Origin of the sequence: Vibrio paracholerae (genome assembly GCF_037672085.1) — a bacterium.
GTDB lineage: Bacteria > Pseudomonadota > Gammaproteobacteria > Enterobacterales > Vibrionaceae > Vibrio > Vibrio cholerae.
Map to the genome: position 1 here is coordinate 308,657 of NZ_JBBHLM010000001.1, position 22,923 is coordinate 331,579.

Annotated in this window: 18 protein-coding genes and 2 pseudogenes; 12 read left to right on the plus strand and 8 right to left on the minus strand. The window is 47.0% G+C overall.

Going from position 1 to position 22,923, the window contains the following annotated elements:
• Positions 1-21 precede the first annotated feature (21 nt).
• The gene (gene ulaR, locus R4537_RS01320) at positions 22-777 is read left to right on the plus strand and encodes an HTH-type transcriptional regulator UlaR (RefSeq protein ID WP_001006791.1); all 756 of its coding nucleotides are present in this window, start codon (positions 22-24) and stop codon (positions 775-777) included.
• Between the two features lie 125 nt (positions 778-902).
• Entirely contained in the window at positions 903-1,970 is a 1,068-nt protein-coding gene (ulaG, locus tag R4537_RS01325) for an L-ascorbate 6-phosphate lactonase (RefSeq protein ID WP_071178658.1), read from the plus strand.
• A 99-nt stretch (positions 1,971-2,069) separates the two neighbouring features.
• On the opposite strand, the gene R4537_RS01330 is transcribed toward ulaG, so the two are convergent.
• From R4537_RS01330 to R4537_RS01340, 3 genes and pseudogenes are all read right to left on the minus strand, one after another.
• A complete protein-coding gene (locus tag R4537_RS01330) occupies positions 2,070-2,603 on the minus strand; it encodes a cytochrome b (protein ID WP_071178659.1) in 534 nt (177 codons plus the stop codon).
• A gap of 254 nt (positions 2,604-2,857) precedes the next feature.
• Positions 2,858-3,241, minus strand: a pseudogene (locus R4537_RS01335) (glycoside hydrolase); the annotation flags it as partial.
• Positions 3,232-3,489: pseudogene (locus R4537_RS01340) on the minus strand (DUF3404 domain-containing protein); the annotation flags it as partial. The pseudogenes R4537_RS01340 and R4537_RS01335, both read right to left, overlap by 10 nt.
• A gap of 252 nt (positions 3,490-3,741) precedes the next feature.
• Between R4537_RS01340 and R4537_RS01345 the strand changes: the two are divergent.
• Complete coding sequence (locus R4537_RS01345) at positions 3,742-4,122, plus strand: hypothetical protein (protein ID WP_000181106.1); 381 nt, start codon at positions 3,742-3,744, stop codon at positions 4,120-4,122.
• Positions 4,123-4,338: 216 nt separating this feature from the next.
• On the opposite strand, the gene R4537_RS01350 is transcribed toward R4537_RS01345, so the two are convergent.
• Positions 4,339-4,956 carry a LysE/ArgO family amino acid transporter gene (locus tag R4537_RS01350; protein WP_000490471.1) on the minus strand — a complete coding sequence of 206 codons (618 nt, stop codon included), beginning with the start codon at positions 4,954-4,956 and terminating at the stop codon, positions 4,339-4,341.
• A gap of 107 nt (positions 4,957-5,063) precedes the next feature.
• On the opposite strand from R4537_RS01350, the gene R4537_RS01355 reads away from it, so the two are divergent.
• The 5 genes from R4537_RS01355 to R4537_RS01375 all read left to right on the plus strand — a co-directional run bounded on the left by R4537_RS01355 (position 5,064) and on the right by R4537_RS01375 (position 11,768).
• Positions 5,064-5,963: a LysR family transcriptional regulator ArgP gene (locus tag R4537_RS01355; protein ID WP_000055353.1), complete on the plus strand. Its 900-nt coding sequence runs from the start codon at positions 5,064-5,066 to the stop codon at positions 5,961-5,963.
• Between the two features lie 347 nt (positions 5,964-6,310).
• Positions 6,311-8,221 (plus strand): methyl-accepting chemotaxis protein, encoded by a 1,911-nt coding sequence (locus R4537_RS01360; RefSeq protein WP_071178673.1) that lies wholly within the window; start codon positions 6,311-6,313, stop codon positions 8,219-8,221.
• 15 nt (positions 8,222-8,236) lie between these two features.
• Positions 8,237-9,910 (plus strand): pyridoxal phosphate-dependent decarboxylase family protein, encoded by a 1,674-nt coding sequence (locus R4537_RS01365; protein WP_071178661.1) that lies wholly within the window; start codon positions 8,237-8,239, stop codon positions 9,908-9,910.
• Between the two features lie 196 nt (positions 9,911-10,106).
• Positions 10,107-11,243 carry a D-alanyl-D-alanine carboxypeptidase family protein gene (locus tag R4537_RS01370; RefSeq protein WP_071178662.1) on the plus strand — a complete coding sequence of 379 codons (1,137 nt, stop codon included), beginning with the start codon at positions 10,107-10,109 and terminating at the stop codon, positions 11,241-11,243.
• Positions 11,244-11,420: 177 nt separating this feature from the next.
• Positions 11,421-11,768, plus strand: coding sequence for a helix-turn-helix domain-containing protein (locus tag R4537_RS01375; RefSeq protein ID WP_000422463.1), 348 nt, complete (start codon positions 11,421-11,423; stop codon positions 11,766-11,768).
• 50 nt (positions 11,769-11,818) lie between these two features.
• Here R4537_RS01375 and R4537_RS01380 read toward each other — a convergent pair whose 3' ends face one another.
• Positions 11,819-12,253 carry an exoribonuclease R gene (locus tag R4537_RS01380; RefSeq protein ID WP_071178663.1) on the minus strand — a complete coding sequence of 145 codons (435 nt, stop codon included), beginning with the start codon at positions 12,251-12,253 and terminating at the stop codon, positions 11,819-11,821.
• Positions 12,254-12,469: 216 nt separating this feature from the next.
• Here R4537_RS01380 and R4537_RS01385 point away from each other — a divergent pair, with 216 nt between their 5' ends.
• On the plus strand, positions 12,470-13,189 hold the full coding sequence (locus R4537_RS01385; RefSeq protein ID WP_071178664.1) for a carbonic anhydrase: 720 nt from the start codon (positions 12,470-12,472) through the stop codon (positions 13,187-13,189).
• Positions 13,190-13,458: 269 nt separating this feature from the next.
• On the opposite strand, the gene gcvP is transcribed toward R4537_RS01385, so the two are convergent.
• From gcvP to R4537_RS01400, 3 genes are all read right to left on the minus strand, one after another.
• A complete protein-coding gene (gcvP, locus tag R4537_RS01390; RefSeq protein WP_071178665.1) occupies positions 13,459-16,323 on the minus strand; it encodes an aminomethyl-transferring glycine dehydrogenase in 2,865 nt (954 codons plus the stop codon).
• A 143-nt stretch (positions 16,324-16,466) separates the two neighbouring features.
• The gene (gcvH, locus tag R4537_RS01395) at positions 16,467-16,847 is read right to left on the minus strand and encodes a glycine cleavage system protein GcvH (RefSeq protein ID WP_000361811.1); all 381 of its coding nucleotides are present in this window, start codon (positions 16,845-16,847) and stop codon (positions 16,467-16,469) included.
• Positions 16,848-16,883: 36 nt separating this feature from the next.
• The gene (locus tag R4537_RS01400) at positions 16,884-18,191 is read right to left on the minus strand and encodes a serine hydroxymethyltransferase (protein ID WP_071178666.1); all 1,308 of its coding nucleotides are present in this window, start codon (positions 18,189-18,191) and stop codon (positions 16,884-16,886) included.
• Between the two features lie 513 nt (positions 18,192-18,704).
• On the opposite strand from R4537_RS01400, the gene R4537_RS01405 reads away from it, so the two are divergent.
• The 3 genes from R4537_RS01405 (at position 18,705) to thrS (ending at position 22,923) form a co-directional block, all read left to right on the plus strand.
• Positions 18,705-19,328: a helix-turn-helix domain-containing protein gene (locus tag R4537_RS01405; RefSeq protein WP_001287801.1), complete on the plus strand. Its 624-nt coding sequence runs from the start codon at positions 18,705-18,707 to the stop codon at positions 19,326-19,328.
• A 243-nt stretch (positions 19,329-19,571) separates the two neighbouring features.
• On the plus strand, positions 19,572-20,702 hold the full coding sequence (gcvT, locus tag R4537_RS01410; protein WP_071178667.1) for a glycine cleavage system aminomethyltransferase GcvT: 1,131 nt from the start codon (positions 19,572-19,574) through the stop codon (positions 20,700-20,702).
• Between the two features lie 292 nt (positions 20,703-20,994).
• Complete coding sequence (thrS, locus tag R4537_RS01415; protein ID WP_071178668.1) at positions 20,995-22,923, plus strand: threonine--tRNA ligase; 1,929 nt, start codon at positions 20,995-20,997, stop codon at positions 22,921-22,923.

The window sequence follows — 22,923 nt, forward strand, 5'->3', positions numbered from 1 at the left end:
TTTTCTCAGTTAGGTGATGGTATGAATGAAGTCCAACGACATAACGGTATTTTGTCTCTGCTTGAAGAGAATCAAGCGATTAACGTTTCACACATTATTGAGCGCTTTAATGTCTCTCCAGCCACGGCGCGGCGCGATATCGCCAAGCTTGATGAGCTAGGTAAACTGCGCAAAGTGCGTAATGGGGCAGAGCGGATTGAAAATCAAAAAAGAAAATGGTCACCGCTCAATATCAACAGCACAGAGCATTATGAAGAGAAATCGCTGATTGCCTTGAAAGCGGCTGAACTCTGCCAACCAGGCGATAGTGTGGTGATCAACTGTGGTTCGACCGCTTTTTTGCTGGGCCAGCAGTTGTGTGGCGAAAACGTGCAGATTGTGACCAACTATTTTCCGTTGGCGAGCTATCTGATCAATGAAGATCACGATGATGTGATCATCATTGGCGGACAATACAATCGAGCGCAAAGCATTTTCCTCAACCCCGCGCCAGATTCTCTTGGCGGTTATGCTGGAAACTGGATGTTTACCTCTGGCAAAGGGCTAACCGAAGCGGGATTGTATAAAACCGATATGCTCACAGCGGTTGCTGAACAGCAGATGCTAGAGCAGATCGATAAGCTAGTTGTAGTGGTGGACAGTTCAAAAGTCGGGCAGCGTACCGGCATGCTGTTTTGCCCTACCAGCAAAATTGACATCGTCATCACCGGTAAAAATGCGAATGCTGAAGTGGTGAAAGCCATTGAAGCGCAAGGGACGCAAGTGATTTTAGTGTAGCGTTTCACTCACTTTTACCAAATTAAAAAACTAACCCAACTGGCCAGTGCCAATCCTCAGGATTTCGGCGCTTGGCTCCCTACATCCAAAATTTATCTTAACGTTGTGAAACAAGAGGTGTTGTTATGAGTAAAGTGAATGAAATCACTCGCGAATCCTGGATTTTGAGTACGTTCCCTGAGTGGGGAACTTGGCTAAATGAAGAGATTGAGCAAACGGTTGTGGAGCCAAATACCTTTTCGATGTGGTGGCTAGGTTGTACGGGGATTTGGTTAAAGAGTGCTGGCAACACCAACCTTTCCATCGATTTTTGGTGCGGAACCGGTAAAAAAACGCAGAAAAACCGCTTGATGAATACCCAGCATCAGATGATGCGTATGGGTGGTGTGGAAGCGTTGCAACCGAACTTGCGTACCTCGATTTTCCCACTCGATCCGTTTGCGATTAAAGAGATTGATGCGGTACTGGCTTCACACGATCACGCTGACCACATTGACGTTAACGTTGCTGCAGCGGTGCTGCAAAACTGCGGCGAGCACGTAAAATTCATTGGCCCACAAGCCTGTGTTGATTTGTGGCTAGGATGGGGTGTACCGCAGGAGCGCTGCATTGTGGCAAAAGTCGGTGATGTACTTGAAATCGGCGATGTTAAGATTCGCGTGCTGGATTCGTTCGACCGCACGGCGTTAGTGACACTACCGAAAGGCGTATCGTCTTACGACAAAGCGATTTTGGATGGTATGGATGAGCGAGCCGTCAACTACTTGATCGAAACCTCGGGTGGCTCTGTGTACCACTCCGGTGATTCACACTACTCAAACTACTATGCGAAACACGGAAACGATTACCAGATTGATGTGGCGCTGCTGTCTTACGGTGAGAACCCACGCGGAGTGACCGATAAAATGACCTCTTCGGATGTATTGCGCGCTGCAGAATCGCTCGATTGCCAAGTCGTCATGCCATTCCACCACGATATTTGGGCGAACTTCCAAAATGATCCGCGTGAAATCGAAGTGCTGTGGAATATGAAAAAAGATCGCTTACAGTACCAATTTGCGCCGTTCTTCTGGCAAGTTGGCGGTAAATATACCTACCCTACCGATAAAGGACGCATGCATTACCAGCATTTCCGTGGCTTCCAAGATATCTTCAAAAATGAGCCAGAACTGCCTTATAAAGCCTTTTTGTAAGGATGAATGATAAAAAGCCACCATGCGTTGGTGGCTTTTTCTATGCCTGCACCTAATAATTTCCGCTAGGTACGATGGACAACATGAGAGGCTAGGATATTAACCACGGCCTAACATACGAGCCATAGTGGCATCTTTATCAATCAGTTGATGCTTAAGCACCGCCGCGATGTGCAGCAGCACGATAGCAATAATGATGGGAGGCGCAGTTTTGTGAACGGCTGCGCCAAGCTCTTGCAACCAAACCACTTTTTCACCTGCCGCAACCAGCGTATAACCAAACACTTCCAGTGCACGCCCTGCGCCGATATTCATCGCGATCCCAGAAAGTGGCATCGCCAGTGTGGCGAGCAACAATAAACCATGAACCGCTTTCGCGACTTTTTCCTGCCAAGCTGGCATCACAGAGGCCGGCGGAATCGCCCCTTCTTTGATTCGCCAAAAGACCCGCGCGAGCGCGAGCAGCAAGATCAGCACGCCAAATGATTTATGCAGCGCCACCAGTTCCATTTTTTCTGGCCCACGCGGTAAGTCGGATAGATAGGCTCCGACTATAAATACGCCAATAAAGGCCAGACCAACTATCCAGTGCAGAGCAATCGAGGTTTTCGAATAGGTTTTTGTGTTATCCATAATCTATTTCCACAAGTTTCATAAGGGTATGGTTATTATGCGCGATTAGCTTAGATTGTGAACAGTTTGTCTGAGTAAATTTAGGTAAAGGTAACAAGGTATGATGCCAAGCCGCATAACCCATTAAGCTAGCTTGCTTTTCATTGCCTCACCACAAGGCTGTGAACCCATAAGGTCACAGCCTTGATTGAACTGCCCAATCGTGAGGTTTTCGCTCGCGATGGTTATTCGTTTGATTGTTATTCGTGTGATTTTTATTTAGGTTGCCATTGATGGGGTTGCCCATTCGCCAATTGAGCCAATAGGCTGTGTGGCGCGATCACTTCTCCTCCTGCGAGCTTAAACGGCTGCGCGCTAAAATTCGCACTGAGAATCGAGCCATCACTATAGCGCGTTTGCTGCACTTGGCCTTGCTTATCCAGCCAGCGAAAATCGACCAAGGCTTTATCCCACAACTGCTCATGCAAGGGCAAAAACCCTTGTTGATAGTGCTTGAGCTGCTCGATACGCGCGGAGTTTTTACGCGTTTCATCGCGGCTTAAATGCACCATCGCCGGAGTGTTAAACAGCATGGCACGCAAATCACGCACGGCTTTGACATTCGAAAACTTCAAACTGTCGCTGTGCCAGTGGTGGCTAAATCTGCGATGTCTTGCCAGGTATATTGAGTAAAATCAGGATATTGACTGTGACTGCTGAGTAGCGCAAACGGGTATTGATTGAGGGTTTGGCTCGCCACCAGTGGTGCGCTTTGCTGCTCAAGTGCTGCGCGATAAAAAATCGACCAGCGCTGAGTTTCAGGCAGGTCAATATTGGCCAGTGCGGGCACTGCCCATAAGCTACACAGTAAGAGGCTTAACCAGCGGTGAGTCAGCAGCAACGTCATGATTTAAATACTTAGAATTGGGTTCATGCCAATAGTAGCCGCTTCATCACAAGATTTGTAATTTGGGTGTCAACAAATAGGAAATAGGAGGGAAGTTGGCAGCAAAGTCTGTTTTTACATTTTCCTTTGCGCCTACTTGTAACTCCAAGCCGTTTGGGTATATCTGCTCCTACCGTTCCATAACTATTGAGATAGTAATTTGCGAGAAATCGCGCATAATCTTGCTACTTACTCTGAAAGAAGACATGACCTATGACCAATTTTCAATATTACTTTCATCAACTGCCTTGTTTTGACTGTAAAAAAACCACCGTTAGTACGGATTTAGGCTGGTTAACGGCGGCGATGAAAGAGGATGTATTAGCACAAGTGGCAGAGCTGATTGCACAAGACAACGTTGAGCCAGATCTTTCCGTAAACGTGACTTGTACTAAAGAAGAAGCGCGCGATTACTTATTGCTGAACTTCTACGGTTACTCAGAAGAAGAACTGGCAAATCAAGTAGAAGCGGAAGATGAGCAAGAAGTCGCGGATGAAATCGCAGAACTGGTGGCAGAAGGCAATGGCGCAATTGTGTTTGAACACGAAATCGCGCTGCAAAGTTGTACCGATTGCGATATGGATGAAGCGTAATCCTTCAGCATAACAACAGAATGCTTTCATAATTTAAGGCGTTAGCAGAGTTCAATCGGCTAACGCCTTATTTTGGAAAACTCTATCCGATGACGATTAGATTCAGAAAAATGTAATCAGTAATATCTCTTTATGTATTATTTTTTGGAGGATGACGCACTAGGTATAAAAAGTAAGTAGTGCCTAAGTGATAATACTTCGTCACTAAAAAGCGAGCTATACAAGTGGAGCTTTCAACAACATCAACATCAGATAAACCATAGTCAGTGCGATTAGGGCATCCAAAATGCGCCATGCCCGTGCGCTTCGGAAAAGAGGTAACAAAAATCTCGAACCATAAATGATGGCAGTAAACCATAAAACGCTAGCCAAAGAAGCTCCAATCGCAAATTGCCATTTATCAATTCCAGAATACGGTATTGATAAACTTCCAATCATAAAAACAGTATCAATATAGACATACGGATTGAGCCAAGTAAAACCTAGACAAGCGAGTACAACCTTTTTGAGTTGCATGTGATCATCGCCTGCAGGCTTTAATAGACTATTGCCATACCATGCCTGTTTAGCTGAGGTGAAAGATGCCAAAGCTAAGAAAGCCGCTCCACCGTAACGAATAATCTCTATTAAGTCAGGCCAATACTTGATTAGCTTATCGATACCTGCCACTCCAGCACAAATCAGTACAATGTCACTCACTATACAAATAGTTGCTATTGTAAAGAGATGATTGCGTAAGAGTCCTTGTTTGAGTACAAACGCATTTTGTGACCCAATACAAACCAATAATCCAGCACTGGTTGTAAATCCCGTAATTGTTGAAGCACTAAACATACATTCTCCTATGGATTTATTTCTTCGTGGTTGAGTATAAGAAGTATGTCCAATTAAGAAAATTGATATAATCTAACCTAACTTTAGATAATTTAAATGGTTTGCTTATGAGTTTGTTATCTCCTCAAGTCGTCGCTTTTATTGCGGTTATTGAAGAAGGCAGTTTTGACCGAGCGGCTAAGAGACTATCAGTCACACCTTCGGCAATTTCACAGCGTATAAAGCAATTAGAAGATAAAATGGGGCAGCTGTTAGTTGTTAGGCAGTTTCCTTGTAAACCGACTCCATCAGGGGAGCAATTACTGAGTCGAGTTCAGCAGATGGCATTACTTGAATCTGAGGTGACAGCAGATTTGTTACCTGATGCACGTAGCAATATTCATTCGAGTACATTCTCGATCGCAGTGAATGAAGACTCTTTGTCAACATGGCTACTTAAAGCTTTAGCTCCGCTTTGTCGAACATATAATTATCAGTTTGATATTCGTGTAGACAATGAAGACTTTACTTTGGAGTATCTCAAAAACGGACATGTTATTGGTGCGTTAACTTGTGAGGCAAGACCATTGCAAGGTTGTGTGGTGCATGAATTAGGAAAAATGCGTTACGTTGCTGTAGCTACACCTGCTTTATTTGAACGCTATTTTCGCCATGGTCTAAATGTAGAAGCATTCCAAAATGCGCCAATGATTGATTATGATCACAAAGACTTTTTACAACGTCGATTTATTAGAACCATCACTGGACAGGAGGTTCTGCCTAGACATGTCCATTATCTGCCTAGTGCAACAGGAATTGTTGAAGCGGCATTATTGGAAATGGGCTGGTGTGTAACTTTGGAGGGTTTTTTAGGTGATAAGCTTGAAACCGGGCAGTTAATCGATCTAGCCCCAAATACCGCATTATATGCGCCTTTGTACTGGCAACATGTAGGAATCCGTTCTCGAGTACTATCAACAATTACCAATGCTTTAATAACGGAATCTAAACAAGTGCTCTATTTTTAGAGATTAAAATGATGCTGAAGAATGGAACCAGTGATAAAAAAGTAATGCTAATCCCTTAACCTTAAGAAGTTAGGAAAAGGCCTCGAAAGAGAATTGCTAAAGCTGACCGACGTCCTCATCGCATAAAATTCACGAATGATAATCTTATTGATATTCATGGTTTTAATTTGAATTTGACCTTCAAAGCGCTGGATATTTCTGTGATAGAGCTTGCATATCTTGAATCTATGCACCAATTTTTAAAGGTTGGCTAGGTGGCTCTCGTGTCATTTCATTCTATTACTCTAAGACTCGACCCCACCTGAAGAGGAACCGCAATCACATGCATGAAAACGGCAGGGGGAGTCATGACTCTAGGATTCAAAGGAAGAATATACGCCAGTGTGGTCATTTTGGTGACCATATCGCTGATGGTGTTAGGTACGATTAATATGCTCTCTCTGAAACGAGAGATGATTAAATCATTAACGACCGAAACGCAAAACAAGCTCAACTATCACGTCTCAGAACTTGAGTTTTGGGTGAAAAGCCGTTACGAGGCTGTATCACGTGGCGCTAAGTTATTTACTCCAGAGTTATCGGATACCGATAACCTCAATAAAGTACGACTACTGGCTGAAGCCGCGCAAATTACCAATGTGATTGCAGCCTATGAAGATGGCCGTTCTTACATGTCGATGGATAAAGAGGGGGGAGTGACGACAGAGCGGTTTAAATTTACCGACCGTGACTGGTATCAACAGGCCAAAAGTCGTCGTAGCCCATTTTTGACTGAGATTTATCAAGATCAAGTCACAGGAAAAAAAGTGATCAGTGCAGTGAGCCCGATTCTTCATCAAGGCCAATTTGTGGGCGCTTTGCTGGGTGACTTCCAGCTTGATGATATCATCACTCAAGTGAGTAATATGCGTTTTGCCGGAGGCGCAGCGACGCTGACCGATAAAAATGCGGTGTTTTTTGCTAGTGATGATCCCAACGATATTGGCCGCACCCCTTCCCAAGTCAGCCCATCGTTTCGCGAAATGGAAGCTGGGTTTCACCGTCAAGAGAGCGGGCATCTTTCCTTCCCTTATCTAGGGATTGAATTTGATGGTTACTACAAACGCGTCAATTTAACCAATGATATGTACTGGACCTTGATGGTGTTTGTTGATCAAGCCACCGCTTTAGCGGATGTCGATGTCGCTGTGGCGAATGCGATCACGACGGGGGTAGTGCTTATTGGGATCAGTGTTGGGGTGATCATCGTTCTCATCAATCAAATCTATAAACCTTTGCTACGTTTGAAAGTTGCTGTTCTGGATTTAGCCCAAGGCAACGGCGATCTAACTCGCCGCCTAGAAGTGAATGGTAACGATGACTTGGCGCAGATCAGTGAGGGCTTCAACCGCTTTTCAGGTAATTTACAAAACATGATGCTTCAGATTTCCGATGCAACTCAGATCATCTCAAGCAGTATTGAGCAGTTAAGCCAGACGGCGAAAGAGAACGAACAGATGCTGATTTCGCACTCTTCCGAAACCGATCAGGTGGTCACTGCGATCACGCAAATGAGTGAGAGTGCGCGCACGGTTGCAGAAAGCGTCACGCAATCAAATCAGATCACGGAAGCGGCGAGCAAAGAAGCGCAGCAATCTTTGGTGATTGTGAATAATGCCGTATCTACGGTGACTTCTTTGGTCAACGATGTGGAAAATATGTCAGAAAGCATCTCTAACATGAATCGCGATGCAAACAAAATCAGCGAAGTGTTAAGTGTAATTGGCGCAATCTCAGAACAAACGAACCTGCTGGCTTTAAACGCGGCTATTGAAGCGGCGCGAGCGGGAGAACAAGGTCGTGGTTTTGCGGTGGTGGCCGATGAGGTGCGTGCCTTGGCGGCAAGAACTCAAAACAGCACCACAGAAATCTCCGATATGTTGACGAAATTGTTGGAAGGTACCGACAGCGTCGTGGGTGCAATGGAGCGTACTAAGCAGCAATGTCAAACGACGGCGGATAAAACCTCTGAAGTTTCAGGCAGCCTGAATATGATGAGCGCATCGGTGAGCGACATTGATGATCTCAGCACACAAATTGCGGCGGCGACAGAGCAGCAAAGTACGGTGGCCGCAGAGCTTAGCCGTAACATGCTCTCAATCCGTGAGATCGTGGAATCTCTTGTGGTCAGCGGAAGACAGACCGTGGGCGCGACAGAATCGCTTTCTCACTCCAATCATGAATTAGAACAGCTAGTAGGCAAATTTAAACTGCGTTAATTAAGGTGTTCAATCATGACTCATACTCTATCTGATCGCTGGTTGGCGCTACCTGCCAACCAGCTCAATCCGCGTTTCGAGCAACATTACTTCGCCGTAAAAGCGAAGTTTTTTTCCCGCGATCCGGCATTGTGGCCGCTGTATCGTTCGTTGGAAATCCAACCGCTTTTGCAGTCGCGTCGAGAGTCACCCGTTTACGATCATCATCTGTTTAAACAACTGACTACCCGAGAGGAAGTGCCCCCTTTTTCACGTTACCAAGGCAAGCCATTTGATGAAGTGGCTCTTTATGCCGCGCAGCATTCGAAAAATTGGGATGATCCTCGCTCAGTCGAAAATGTGATTTCAACGCCGAGTGATCCCGCAATTCACGGCGCATTACTGGCGATGATTGCCAATCCCAATCTAGTGTATGGCGAATATTCGGGTATGGCGGCGGAGTTAGAAAAGTTGGTGGTACGGCAAATTGCTTCACTGGCGGGCTATTCTACCGAGCTGGCGACCGGGATTTTTACCCAAGGGGGGACATTTTGTAATTTATATGGATACCTGCTTGGGCTGCGCAAAGCATTACCCAATTCTATTTCTCAAGGTATTTCGACAGATTCCTTGCGGATGCTGAATTCTGAGGCGGGACACTACTCGAACATGACAAATTTGGCGCTGCTCGGGATCAGTGTGCAATCACAGGTGATCCGTGTCCGAGTCAACGACAATAACGAAATTGACTTGATTGATCTGCATCGCCAGCTCAGTCGCTGCTTTGAGCAGGAGCAGGTTGTGCCAACCATCATGCTCACGTTTGGTACGACCGATACGTTTGCGCTGGATGATATCAAAGCGGTCTATGACATCCGTGAATCGCTCTGCCATCAATATGGAGTGCGTCGTAAACCACATATCCATGTTGATGCCGCGGTAGGGTGGAGCTTACTGTTTTTCACAAGTTACGATTTACAGCGTAACCCGTTGGCGATTAACGCTGCGACCTTATCGGCCATCACCGAATGGCTACCTAAAATTCGCGCGCTGCAGTGGGCGGATTCGTTTACCGTGGATTTCCAGAAATGGGGTTATGTACCCTACACCTCCAGTTTGGTGATGATAAAAAATAGGCATGATTTACAGGCACTCAAATCTGATCCCAGCTATTTCTCCTATTTTGAAACCGCGCGGCAACAAGAAACGCATTTACAAGCCACGATAGAATGTTCACGCAGTGCGGTTGGGGTGTTTGCCGCCTATTCAGCATTGCAAATGATGGGGATTGATGGCTATCAAACCATCCTCGCGCATGGTTTACAAAACGCCAGTTATCTGCGCGCGCAGTTGGCGACACTTCCACATTGCAAATTGATCGCAGAACAAAATCATGGTCCGAGCGTGGCATTTCGTCTCTACCCTCCAAGTGTCAAATCAGCTCGTGAAGCTTTCGCTCTAGAGATGGACCTCAGTCAACATCCAGACTATGTCGAGAAGATGGTGACTCATACTCTGTATCATCGTAGCCACTTTCTTGCGCGCAAGGGGCAAACCTTAAACAGTAACTGGGTTGAATCACTAACGCGTACTCATTATGACCCTGAAGGTAACTGCTTGCATCTGCCGGGAGAAAAAGTGGTATTGATGAACCCGCATACCATGCGCACTCATTTGGATGCTTTCTTTACAGAAATGAGTCTCAGATAGGCACTCTTCATGACCGACCGACTAGTTGTGGTGCGCTAGTCGGTTGAGATCTGTAACACAATGTAAGTACTTGACCTTCAACTGTAAGAGTTAGTAAAGAGAAGCTGTGCTAAAGTCGCAGTTGGTTATACTGCTTGCTTGGTATTTTATTGGGGGACACGTTATGACCAGCACCAAGTTTCTCGTCAGGTTTTCAATGGGTTGTATGGCATTTGTGCCAACGTTAGGTTTTTCCGCTTTGACAGTCGTGCCCGAGCCACCACAGTTGGCTGCTAACGGCTATGTTCTAATTGATTTCCATACAGGTAAAGTTCTGGTCGAACACAACGCACATCAAAAACTCAATCCGGCCAGCTTAACCAAACTTATGACCTCATATGTCGCAGGACAAGAGATGAAACGCGGCAATATCCATGCGGATGATCAAGTGCGGATCAGCAACAACGCATGGGCAAAGAAATTCCCCGATTCATCAAAAATGTTCATTGAGGTAGGTAGTTACGTCAATTTGATGGACCTTTATCGCGGTCTAATCGTGCAGTCAGGGAATGATGCCAGTGTGGCGATTGCCGAGCATGTCGCTGGATCAGAAGGGGCGTTTGTGAGTTTAATGAACTCGTGGGCGCAGCAATTGGGAATGAACAATAGCTCGTTTGCTAACCCGCATGGGTTGGATAATCCTGCGTTGTACAGCACACCTTACGACATTGCGCTACTTGGCCGTGCGATTATTCGCGATCTGCCAGAAATCTATCCGCTGTACAGTGAGCTTTCGTTTACCTATAACGGCATCACTCAGCACAACCGTAATGGTCTGCTGCGCGATCGCAGTATGAATGTTGATGGCATGAAAACGGGTTACACCAGTGGCGCTGGATACAGTTTAGCCAGCTCGGCAACCAGTGGTGAGATGCGCCTTATTTCGGTGGTGATGGGATCTAAAAGTGTCAAAATTCGAGAAGCAGAAAGTAAAAACTTGCTGAGTTATGGTTTCCGTTTTTTTGAGACAGTCACACCACATCAAAAAGAAGCTGTGATTCAAAAACAGCGTCTCTGGTATGGGGATAAAAACGAAGTAGCGTTAGGCAGTGCCGAAACTGTCTACTTGACACTGCCACGCAACGATGTAAAAAAACTCAACGCTGTAATCCAATTGGATAAAACGCTCGAAGCGCCGATCGCTAAAGGTGATGTGGTTGGTTCGATTTTCTACTATATCGATGATGCAAAGGTTGGCGAGGCCAAATTGGTCAGCCAAGAATCTGTCGAACAGGGCGGGATCTTTAAACGTCTAATTGACTGGTTCAAGCTGCTCTTCTCTGGCTGGTTTTGATTGCGTTGTTCGATGGCTTATTCTTATCGATAGTATGCTCACTACAAACTGGGATTTTGATCTCAGTTTGTGGTTCTATGATCAACACACATCGCAAACTCACATCAGATTGACACGTTGCTCTAAAAATTCTGGCATGGTATCGGCCATTCGAAATAACGACGAGGAGAGGCAGAAATGGAACTGAACCAAGAAGACCGTAAGGCGCTGTACGACGTCTGGATGACAAAGAAAGCCAAAATGCACATGACCCAGATGGAGATGACTAAGCGTCTTGGTGTGAGTCAGGGGGAGTTTTCCGAGCTATTGCGTGGTGATGCGCCGCTGTCTATGTCTTTCGTCAGTCGTTTTTGCCAGCACCTCCATGTTGAGCCGCACAACGTATTACCTACGCTAAAACGCAAAACTCGCTCTGGTGAAAAGCTTGTTCATCTACAAAATCGAGTGACGGTTGATGGTGATATTAAACGTGTTTATGTAGAGGGCAACCAAGTCATTATTGAGTATACTCACTTAGCTAAATAGCCTTATTCGGCAACCCTCTCTATGTTCAAGTTATTATCGTTACGCTTACCTTAACGCTCAGCGTAACGATACAGCAGCTCAGTCAACTCGGTTGACCATGCCAGAGCATGTTCTGGTTGGATCGCGATCAGTTTTTCCACTTCAGCACAATGGGTTTCTAAATCCACACTCTGCTCTAAATGAAAGGCAATGGCATAAAAGTGCCACATCAAAAGGCGTGTCATGCGCTGGGTATTTTGCATCGCTTGATCTGAGCCTTCAAACATCGCAGGTAGCTGGCCTAAAGCGATCGCGTGCATTTTCACCATTGCATCAATATGTGCCATGTGTGCTTTTTCTTCGCCTGCAAATTCATCATCATCAAAGCGGTACAACTCGCGTAAAGTCTCTTCGCTGATCAAACGGTGCAAAATGCGCAAACTGAATTCGGTTAGCTCTTGTTTATCCATTGCACGCAGGCATTGATAAGTGTAGTCACGCTCCATGGCATTACTCTTCTTTGGGTCATAACAGGAGGCGATATTGTAAAGAGTTTTTGAGTGAGTGCCAGTCAATCTTATTTGAGTAAGTTGTCGATTACATTCGGCCGTGATGAGTTTCTAGAATCTTATATTCCGAACATATTCATTTTGTCTGCCAATACTATTCTGCATCATGTCAAACCTAAACCATGCTTCAATCAACCAGTTAAGTGAGGGACTATGAAAAAGACAACGTGGGTATTAGCGATGGCAGCCAGTATGAGCTTCGGCGTACAGGCTTCCGAATGGGGGTATGAAGGAGAGCATGCTCCGGAGCATTGGGGCAAAGTTGCCCCACTTTGCGCAGAGGGTAAAAATCAAAGCCCGATTGATGTCGCGCAAAGCGTTGAAGCGGATCTACAGCCTTTCACGCTCAATTATCAAGGGCAAGTGGTTGGGCTGCTCAATAACGGGCACACTTTACAAGCGATAGTCAGTGGTAATAACCCACTGCAGATCGATGGCAAAACGTTTCAGCTTAAGCAGTTTCATTTTCATACCCCTTCTGAAAATTTGCTAAAAGGAAAACAATTCCCACTGGAAGCGCATTTTGTTCATGCCGATGAGCAAGGCAATCTGGCGGTTGTTGCGGTGATGTACCAAGTGGGGTCGGAAAATCCGCTGCTTAAGGATCTCACGGCGGATATGCCGATCAAAGGGAATTCGACTCAGCTCACGCAAGGGATCCCTTTGGCTGATTGGATTCCAGAATCGAAGCACTACTATCGTTTCAATGGCTCATTGACTACGCCGCCTTGCAGTGAAGGTGTACGTTGGATTGTGTTAAAAGAGCCAGCACATTTGTCGAATCAACAAGAGCAGCAGCTGAGTGCCGTGATGGGACACAATAATCGACCCGTACAACCGCATAATGCTCGTCTTGTCTTGCAAGCCGACTAAATACAAGGCTTAGCAGGCATAAAAAATGGCGTCCAAGAGGACGCCAAAATCTTCGCAGAAATTAAATTCACAGAAGTTAAATTGGGACGAGAAAAGTCTCACAACAGCGATGATAAGCCGTGTGGCTGGTCATCCTTTACTGCCGCCTGTCAACGTTAACTTTGTGATTTGACGAGAAGATGTCTGTTTTGCTGCGATTTGATGACGTCTCGAAAAAAGCTATGAAAAAGGCGAGCACTCTGGCTCGCCTTTACTAAACAGATTACCGATTAGTCTTGATAACTGTCAATGCTTGGGCATGAACAGACGAGGTTACGGTCACCGTACACGTTATCGACACGATTCACCGTTGGCCAGTATTTGCTGGCTTTGGTGTGCGCCGATGGGAAGCAGGCGATTTCACGTGAGTATGGACGATCCCAATTCTCTTCGCGCAGATCTGCTTGGGTATGTGGCGCATGTACCAGAGGGTTGCTTTCCAATGGCCATTCGCCATTTTTCACCTTGTCGATCTCGCCACGAATCGCAATCAATGCATCACAGAAGCGATCCAGCTCCGCCAAATCTTCCGATTCTGTTGGCTCAACCATTAAGGTGCCCGCGACTGGGAATGACATGGTTGGCGCGTGGAAGCCGTAGTCCATCAAGCGTTTGGCAATATCTTCTTCGCTAATCCCAGTTTCTTCTTTCAGAGGACGGATATCGATGATGCACTCGTGCGCCACTCGACCATTCGCACCACGGTAAAGGATCGGGTAGTGCGGACGCAGACGCTCCATCACATAGTTGGCATTCAAAATCGCCAGCTTGGTGGCTTCAGCCAGACCTTCTGCACCCATCATCGCAATGTAGGCCCAAGAGATCGGCAGAATGGATGCGCTGCCAAGATCGGCTGCGGAAACCGCGAAATCGGAACCCTCTACGCCACCTTCAATGTGTCCTGGTAGGAAAGGCGCTAGGTGCGATTTCACACCGATAGGTCCCATGCCTGGGCCGCCGCCGCCGTGTGGAATACAGAAGGTTTTGTGCAAGTTCAGGTGTGATACGTCTGAGCCGATAAAGCCCGGCGAGGTCAGCCCCACTTGCGCGTTCATGTTCGCACCATCAAGGTAAACTTGACCACCTGCTGCATGCACCATTTCACACACTTCTCGCACTTGCTGTTCATACACGCCATGCGTTGAAGGGTAGGTGATCATGATGCTGGAAAGATGGTCTTTGTGCTTTTCAATCTTGTCGGCAAGGTCAACCATATCAATGTTGCCGTTGTCATCGCATTTCACCACCACAACTTTCATCGACACCATTGCCGCGGTAGCTGGGTTGGTGCCGTGTGCAGAGCTTGGGATGAGGCAAACATTGCGGTGGCCTTCGCCACGGCTTTGGTGATAACGCTGAATCGCCACTAAACCAGCATATTCACCGGAAGCCCCTGAGTTAGGTTGCAATGAGAAAGCATCGTAACCAGTAATCTCACACAGTTTTCGCTTCAGGTCTTCAGCCAATGCCGCATAGCCCGCTGCTTGTGCTTTTGGTACAAACGGATGCAGTGCGCCAAATTCAGGCCAAGTGACAGGGATCATCTCCGCCGTGGCGTTGAGCTTCATGGTGCAACTGCCTAGCGGGATCATGCCGTGAGTCAGAGAGAAATCTTTGTTTTCCAGATGCTTCATATAACGCAGCATCTGAGTTTCACTGTGGTGTGTGTTAAACACAGGGTGAGTCAAAAACGCGCTTTGACGACGGCAACTTTCTGGAATCGCGGCGAGCTCATTGGTCGCAATACGGTTTGAAAGTGCATGAACCTCTTCTTTAATACCAAAGATCGCAAAGAGCGCTTCAACGTCAGCCACTGTCGTGGTTTCATCAAAGCTCACGCCAAGCTGATTAGGCAGTTTACGCAGGTTGATGTTCGCTTGTTGCGCAGCTTGGTACAGAGCATCGGTTTTTGCACCTGTATTGATCGCCAGCGTATCAAAGAAATGCTGATGCGCCAGTTCGTAACCCGCTTTGGTTAAGCCAGCAGCAAGAATCGCGGTGAGGTGGTGAGCGCGGCGCGCAATAGTGCGCAGACCTTGTGGACCATGGTACACCGCATAAAACGCAGCCATGTTGGCCAGCAGTGCTTGTGCGGTACAGATGTTGGAGGTCGCTTTTTCACGGCGAATGTGTTGCTCACGGGTTTGCATTGCCATACGTAAGGCTTGATTGCCTTTCGCATCAATCGAAACACCGATCACACGTCCCGGCATGGTGCGTTTGTGCGCATCACGTGTTGCCATGAAAGCCGCGTGTGGACCGCCGTAACCCATAGGTACACCAAAGCGCTGCGCTGAACCAATCACCACATCAGCGCCCATTTCACCCGCAGGTTTGAGCAGCACGCTGGCGAGTAAATCGGTCGCCACGGTGACTAAGGTTTTGTTGGCTTGTGCTTTGGCGATGATGTCAGTCAGATCGCGCACTTCACCGGTTGTACCTGGGTATTGCAGCAGTGCGCCAAAAGCTTCTTGTTGGGTGATGTTGTCAATCGAATCGACTTTTACCTCAAAGCCAAGGAATGCGGCGCGAGTTTTCACCACTTCAATGGTTTGTGGATGCACGTCATCGGCAACAAAGAACAAGTTGCTTTTGCTCTTACCTGCGCGTTGACACAGTGCCATTGCTTCGGCCGCTGCTGTCGCTTCATCCAGCAGTGACGCGTTCGCAATCTCCATCGCGGTTAAATCCATCACCATCTGCTGATAGTTAAGCAGCGATTCAAGACGGCCTTGCGAAATTTCTGGCTGATAAGGGGTGTAAGCGGTGTACCAGCCCGGGTTTTCCATCACGTTACGTAAAATGACGTTCGGTGTGAAGGTGTTGTAGTAACCCTGACCGATGAAAGTCCGTTTAAGCTGGTTAAGTTTGGCGAATGATTTCATCGTTGCCAGCATATCAGCTTCGCTTTGAGCGGGCGCGAGCTGCATTGGCGCTTCTAAACGGATTTGTGCAGGCACGGTTTGGGCGATCAGCGCATCCAAACTTTCCGCATTCACCGTTTTAAGCATGGAGGCTTGTTCTTGTTTATCTGGCCCGTTGTGGCGTGCAACGAACTCATTTTGTGTGCTTAGGCTGTGAAGTAATTCTGTCATTGTCCTTTACCTTCTTTCCATGTGAGCATGCGAACAACCTTGGTGGAATCACCACTCACTTGGCGATCAAACATCACTCATTTGCGGTGAGTGACTTTGAAAAAAAGCCGCCCTGAAGGGCAGCTTTCTCATGCATATTGCGTTTAGTCTTCTTCGATTGAAGCTAGGTACTCTTCCGCGTCTTTTAGATCTTTGAGTTCATCAGGATCGGACATTTTCACTTTCACGATCCAACCGCCATCGTAAGGCTCTTCATTAATCAGCTCTGGGCTGTTTTGCAGATCTTCGTTGACCTCAATGACGACACCGGTCACTGGTGCATAGATGTCAGAAGCGGCTTTCACCGATTCAACCAGTGAAAAGCTGTCACCCGCATCAATTTCGGCATCGATTTCAGGTAACTCTACAAACACTACGTCACCGAGCATTTCTTGGGCGTGCTCAGAGATGCCGATGGTTACTGTACCGTCACCGTTGTCGCGAACCCATTCATGGCTTTCTGTGAACTTCAGTGTCTTGTCCATTGCGTATTCTCCAAAAAATATCGTACTGATAAAAAGCTATTGATAGAGCGGAAAGCGTTGGCACAGTGCTTTCACTTGTTTACGCACTTGTTGCTCAACGTCTGGGTTGCCTTCTGGGCTGGCCACCAAACCATCCAGAACATCCCCAATCCACTCACCGATGAGTTTGAATTCTTCACGACCGAAACCACGGCTGGTTCCGGCAGGCGTACCTAAACGAATGCCCGATGTAATCATAGGCTTCTCTTCGTCAAATGGGATGCCGTTTTTGTTACACGTGATCCCGGCACGCTCTAAGGCTTGTTCAACTTGGTTGCCTTTCAAACCTTTAGGTCTAAGATCGACCAACATGAGATGCGTATCCGTTCCGCCAGTCACAATGTCACACCCGCGAGTTTGCAACACTTCAGCCAGCACTTTTGCGTTATCGATCACCGAATCAATATAAGTACGGAATTCAGGGCCGAGCGCTTCACCAAATGCCACTGCTTTAGCTGCAATCACGTGCATCAGTGGGCCACCTTGTAAACCGGGGAACACTGCAGAATTAATCTTTTTGTTGATCTCTTCGTGGTTGGTCAAAATCATGCCGCCGCGTGGGCCACGTAGAGTTTTGTGTGTTGTCGTGGTGACGACATGGGCATGCGGCAGCGGGCTTGGATGTGCGCCAGTTGCTACCAGACCAGCAATGTGCGCCATATCGACCATCAACAGCGCGCCAACTTCGTCAGCAATTGCGCGGAATTTAGAAAAATCAATCACGCGTGGAATGGCACTGCCGCCTGCGATGATCATTTTTGGTTTGTGCTCTAACGCCAGTGCACGAACAGAATCGTAGTTAATTTCGAGAGTTTGACGATCCACACCGTATTGCACCGCATTGAACCATTTACCTGAAAGAGCTGGGCGCGCACCATGGGTGAGGTGACCGCCTGCATCCAGCGACATACCCATAATGGTATCGCCCGGTTGCAGCAGAGCAAGCATCACAGCGCCATTAGCTTGAGCGCCTGAGTGTGGTTGAACGTTTGCGTATTGACACTGAAAAAGCATTTTGGCGCGTTCGATAGCAATTTGCTCAACGCTGTCAACATGCTCACAACCGCCGTAGTAACGACGACCCGGATAACCTTCGGCGTATTTGTTGGTCAGGCAAGTGCCTTGCGTCTGCATAACTGCTTTAGAGACGATGTTTTCAGAGGCAATCAGTTCAATCTGTTCATTTTGGCGGGTGTATTCAGCTTGAATGGCGGCAAATACCGCATCGTTGGTCGCCGCCAGTGGGGTAGAGAAGAAGTTCTCAAGGCTAACGTTAGGATAAGCTTTGTTTAGATTTGCATTCATTGTAGATGGCCTTCCAATCTGATAACCGCACTAAGATGGGGTTATCGCTCCTTTTTCTGATCGCAATACTCATCGCGATCGGCTGAGTCATTCCTAATTTTGATTGCCCTAAACCTTGGCAATCTATCCCCTTCCTACTTGAATCTGCAGCGGTGTTGGCTGCATTCTTTCACCCCAATCACATAGTCTATCTATGTTCATGGGGATTCACTCACTTGCCGCCTTGCTGCAATTTCAAGTAGTTTGGGTATAACCCCAATGCGTAGGGTCGAAAACTCGCGGTGATAAACTGAAAAATCAGCTAAGAGCCGCGAGTGATTGCATCTCTTCATCTAACAAGTCGGTAACATACTCTTTGCTTACAGAACAATCAATCAAAAATTTCCTATAGGAAACACGGTTTCTGATCTGCTTAGCAAAAGTACTTTTATTTCTTTGTGTACTCTTTAATCAACAAATCGCTTCATGCCACAATGCTTGGTAGACAGGAAGTTTTATAACCAGAGGGAAAGCATGTCAGAAGACATTTATGATGAGTACCCATCCATCACTTTGGCGCGCGAATCGGGCGAGCAAGGCATCGAGCCACTCAAGCTGGGTCAGCGGATCAAAGACATTCGCACGCGATTAGGCATCACGCTTGAAGAGGCGAGCCAGCGCACCGGACTCGCTCGCTCTACACTGAGCAAAATCGAAAACGAGCAGATCTCGCCAACCTTCCAGGCTATGCAAAAATTGGCGCATGGTTTGCAGATTGATATGCCGCAACTCTTTGAACCACCAAAGAAAATTGTTGCCACGGGGCGGCGTGATATTACCCGTAAAGAAGCAGGAAAGCCGCACCCAACCCAAACCTATGAACATGAATTGCTGGCAACCCAGCTTTCTAACAAAAAGATGATGCCGTTCAAAAGCCGCGTGCGTGCCAGAGCGTTTGAAGAGTACAGCGATTGGGTGCGTCACGATGGTGAAGAGTTTCTGCTGATCCTTGAAGGCGAAGTGATGTTCTACAGCGAATTTTATGAGCCGGTACATCTGGTGGAAGGGGACAGTGTGTATTACGACGCGAACATGGGACACATGCTGGTTTCGGTGAGTGAAGAGGATGCGCTGATCCTTTGGGTCACCGCAAGATAGTGAGTTTCCTATCCGAAACATCCGCGTATAACAACCCAAGACGTGGAGTGTGTCGGTGGTGGTTTTTGATAACCATTCCTTAACAATGTTGTTAACTGTGATGGTGAGCACTGTTTTAATTTGGTGAATCCTCTAAAACGGGCTCGGCTTGTTTATTATCGGAAACATAGTTTCCTCACTAAAGGAATCTTGCCACGGTAGATTGCGCCAAAAGCGCAGCTTTGGCTTATATGGAGAACAAGAATGACTCAGCAACACGAAACCTTACTGACGACACCGCTACATGCGCTACACATTGAAGTTGGCGCAAAGATGGTGCCTTTTGCGGGCTACGATATGCCAGTTCAATACGCCCTTGGGGTGAAAAAAGAGCATATACACACCCGTGAAGCAGCCGGTCTGTTTGATGTTTCCCACATGGGGCAACTGCGTTTGTACGGTGCTCAAGCGGCTGCCGCCTTAGAAGTCTTGGTTCCGGTTGATATTATTGATCTCCCTGTTGGCAAACAGCGTTATGCGTTTTTCACCAATGCCCAAGGTGGCATTATGGATGATTTGATGGTGGCCAATATGGGGGATCATCTGTTTGTGGTGGTGAACGCGGCGTGTAAAGCGCAAGACATTGCGCATCTAAAAGCGCATCTGCCTGCGGATGTTGAGATAGAAGTGATTGAAGATCGCGCTCTGCTCGCGCTGCAAGGTCCGAAAGCCGCGCAAGTGCTCGCACGTCTGCAACCTGCCGTTGCCAAGATGCTGTTTATGGATGTTCAACTCCTTGAGATCGATGGTGCAGAATGTATTGTCAGTCGCAGTGGCTACACCGGTGAAGATGGCTACGAAATCTCAGTGCCTGCTGATAAAGCGGCGGCACTGGCTCGTAAACTGACGGAGTTTGAAGAAGTGGAGTGGATTGGCCTTGGCGCGCGCGACTCACTGCGTTTGGAGTGTGGTTTGTGTCTCTATGGACACGATCTCGACCCAACCACAACGCCAGTCGAAGCAAGCTTGCTGTGGGCTATTCAGCCAGTTCGTCGCAAAGGTGGCGCACGTGAGGGCGGCTTTCCCGGTGCAGAGATCATTCTCAGCCAGATTGAAACCAAACAAGTTAGCCGTAAACGCGTCGGTTTGGTCGGACAAACCAAAGCGCCAGTACGCGAAGGCACTGAACTGTTTGATGCGCAGGGCAACAAAATTGGTATCGTGACCAGTGGAACTGCAGGCCCAACGGCCGACAAACCTGTTTCAATGGCTTATGTCAGCACTGAACACGCCGCTTTAGGCAGTGAAGTGTTTGCCGAAGTGCGCGGGAAGATGCTGCCAATGACCGTTGAAAAAATGCCTTTTGTACCTCAGCGTTATTATCGCGGAGCATAATCTAATCAGTGTTGTTCTTATAAATAGCGCTTATTAACAAAGGAAGGGAAACCTTCCTTTGTATTTTTGGCAACAGAGGTTTACCGCCTGACCTAACCGAGAAAGCGGTTGTCATTTCAGCATATTGCTTTATGATGCTGCGACGTACTTAAGCTGGTGCATCCGTATTTGTACCAAAATTTGTACCGAATTTTTTGAACTCGTTACGCTGCAATTCATAACAAAATGAATTTAAGCGTAATTTTTTCACACAAGTGTTGCTTGGTGTGCAACACCACTGTAAGGATAATACATGCCTATTATTACTCTTCCTGACGGTAGTCAGCGTCATTTTGACAACCCAGTATCTACTCTCGAAGTTGCCCAATCTATCGGCCCAGGTCTTGCGAAAGCGACCATTGCCGGTCGTGTGAATGGTGTACGCGTTGATGCTTGCGATCTGATTGAACACGATGCCAGCCTAGAAATCATCACCACGAAAGATGAAGTCGATGGTTTAGAAATCGTGCGTCACTCATGTGCGCACTTGCTTGGCCATGCACTGAAGCAGCTTTACCCAAATGCGAAAATGGCGATTGGTCCAACCATCGACAGCGGTTTTTACTACGACATCGATCTCGAGCAGTCTCTCTCTCAAGAAGATCTTGAGAAAATCGAAGCTCGCATGGTTGAGTTAGCGAAAACCAAATACGCGGTTGTCAAAAAGAAAGTGAGCTGGCAGGAAGCGCGCGATACCTTTGAATCGCGTGGCGAAAGCTACAAAATGGAAATTCTTGATGAAAACGTGGCGCGTGATGATCGCCCAGGTCTTTACCATCACGAAGAATACATTGACATGTGCCGTGGTCCACACGTACCCCACATGGGCTTTTGTCAAAACTTTAAATTGCTGAACATTGCAGGTGCATACTGGCGTGGTAACAGCGATAACAAAATGCTGCAGCGTATCTACGGTACCGCGTTCCATGATAAGAAAGCTCTGCAAGCGCATTTAACTCGCCTTGAAGAAGCCGCAAAACGTGACCATCGTAAAATCGGTAAGCAACTTGATCTGTTCCATATGCAGCAAGAAGCGCCGGGTATGGTGTTCTGGCACCACAATGGGTGGTCAATCTTCCGTGATCTGGAAATCTTTATTCGTCAAAAATTGAACGAATACGGTTACCAAGAAGTAAAAGGTCCATTGATGATGGATCGCGTACTTTGGGAACGTTCAGGTCACTGGGATAAATACGCTGATGCGATGTTCACCACTTCATCAGAAAACCGTGAATACGCGATCAAGCCGATGAACTGTCCGGGTCACATCCAGATTTTCAACCAAGGTTTGAAATCTTACCGTGATCTGCCATTGCGCATGGCTGAGTTTGGTTCCTGTCATCGTAACGAGCCATCAGGTTCACTACACGGTATCATGCGTGTTCGTGGCTTTACTCAAGATGACGCGCATATCTTCTGTACTGAAGATCAAATTCAACAAGAAGTGACTTCGTGCATCAAGATGGTGTATGACACTTACACGACTTTTGGCTTCCAAAATATCGTGGTGAAGTTGTCTACTCGCCCTGAAAAGCGCGTGGGTAGCGATGAAATTTGGGACAAATCAGAACAAGCGCTGATCGATTCTCTGAAGGCAATGGACATTCCATTTGAAATTCAGGAAGGCGAAGGTGCGTTCTATGGTCCGAAAATTGAGTTTACACTCTACGACTGTTTAGGTCGTGCGTGGCAATGTGGTACAGTGCAGCTCGATTTCAACTTGCCTACACGTTTAGGTGCCACTTACGTTGGTGAAAGCAATGAACGCTTAATTCCGGTGATGATCCACCGTGCGATTTTGGGTTCACTTGAACGCTTTATCGGTATTCTGATTGAAGAATACGCAGGATTCTTCCCAACTTGGTTGGCGCCAGAGCAGGCTGTTGTTGTAAATATCACGGATAAACAAGCCGACTATGCTCATGAAGTCGCTCAAAAGCTACAAAAATGTGGCATTCGAGCAAAAGCAGACTTGAGAAATGAGAAAATAGGCTTTAAAATCCGCGAACACACTTTGAAGCGTGTTCCGTACATGTTGGTTTGTGGCGACCAAGAGATGGAAGCTGGCGAAATCGCAGTACGTACACGTAAAGGTAAAGATCTTGGTAAATTTAAATTGGATGATTTTATTGCACATATCCAAGCTGAGATTGCAAGCCGTAAGCTTAATCTGGAGGAATAA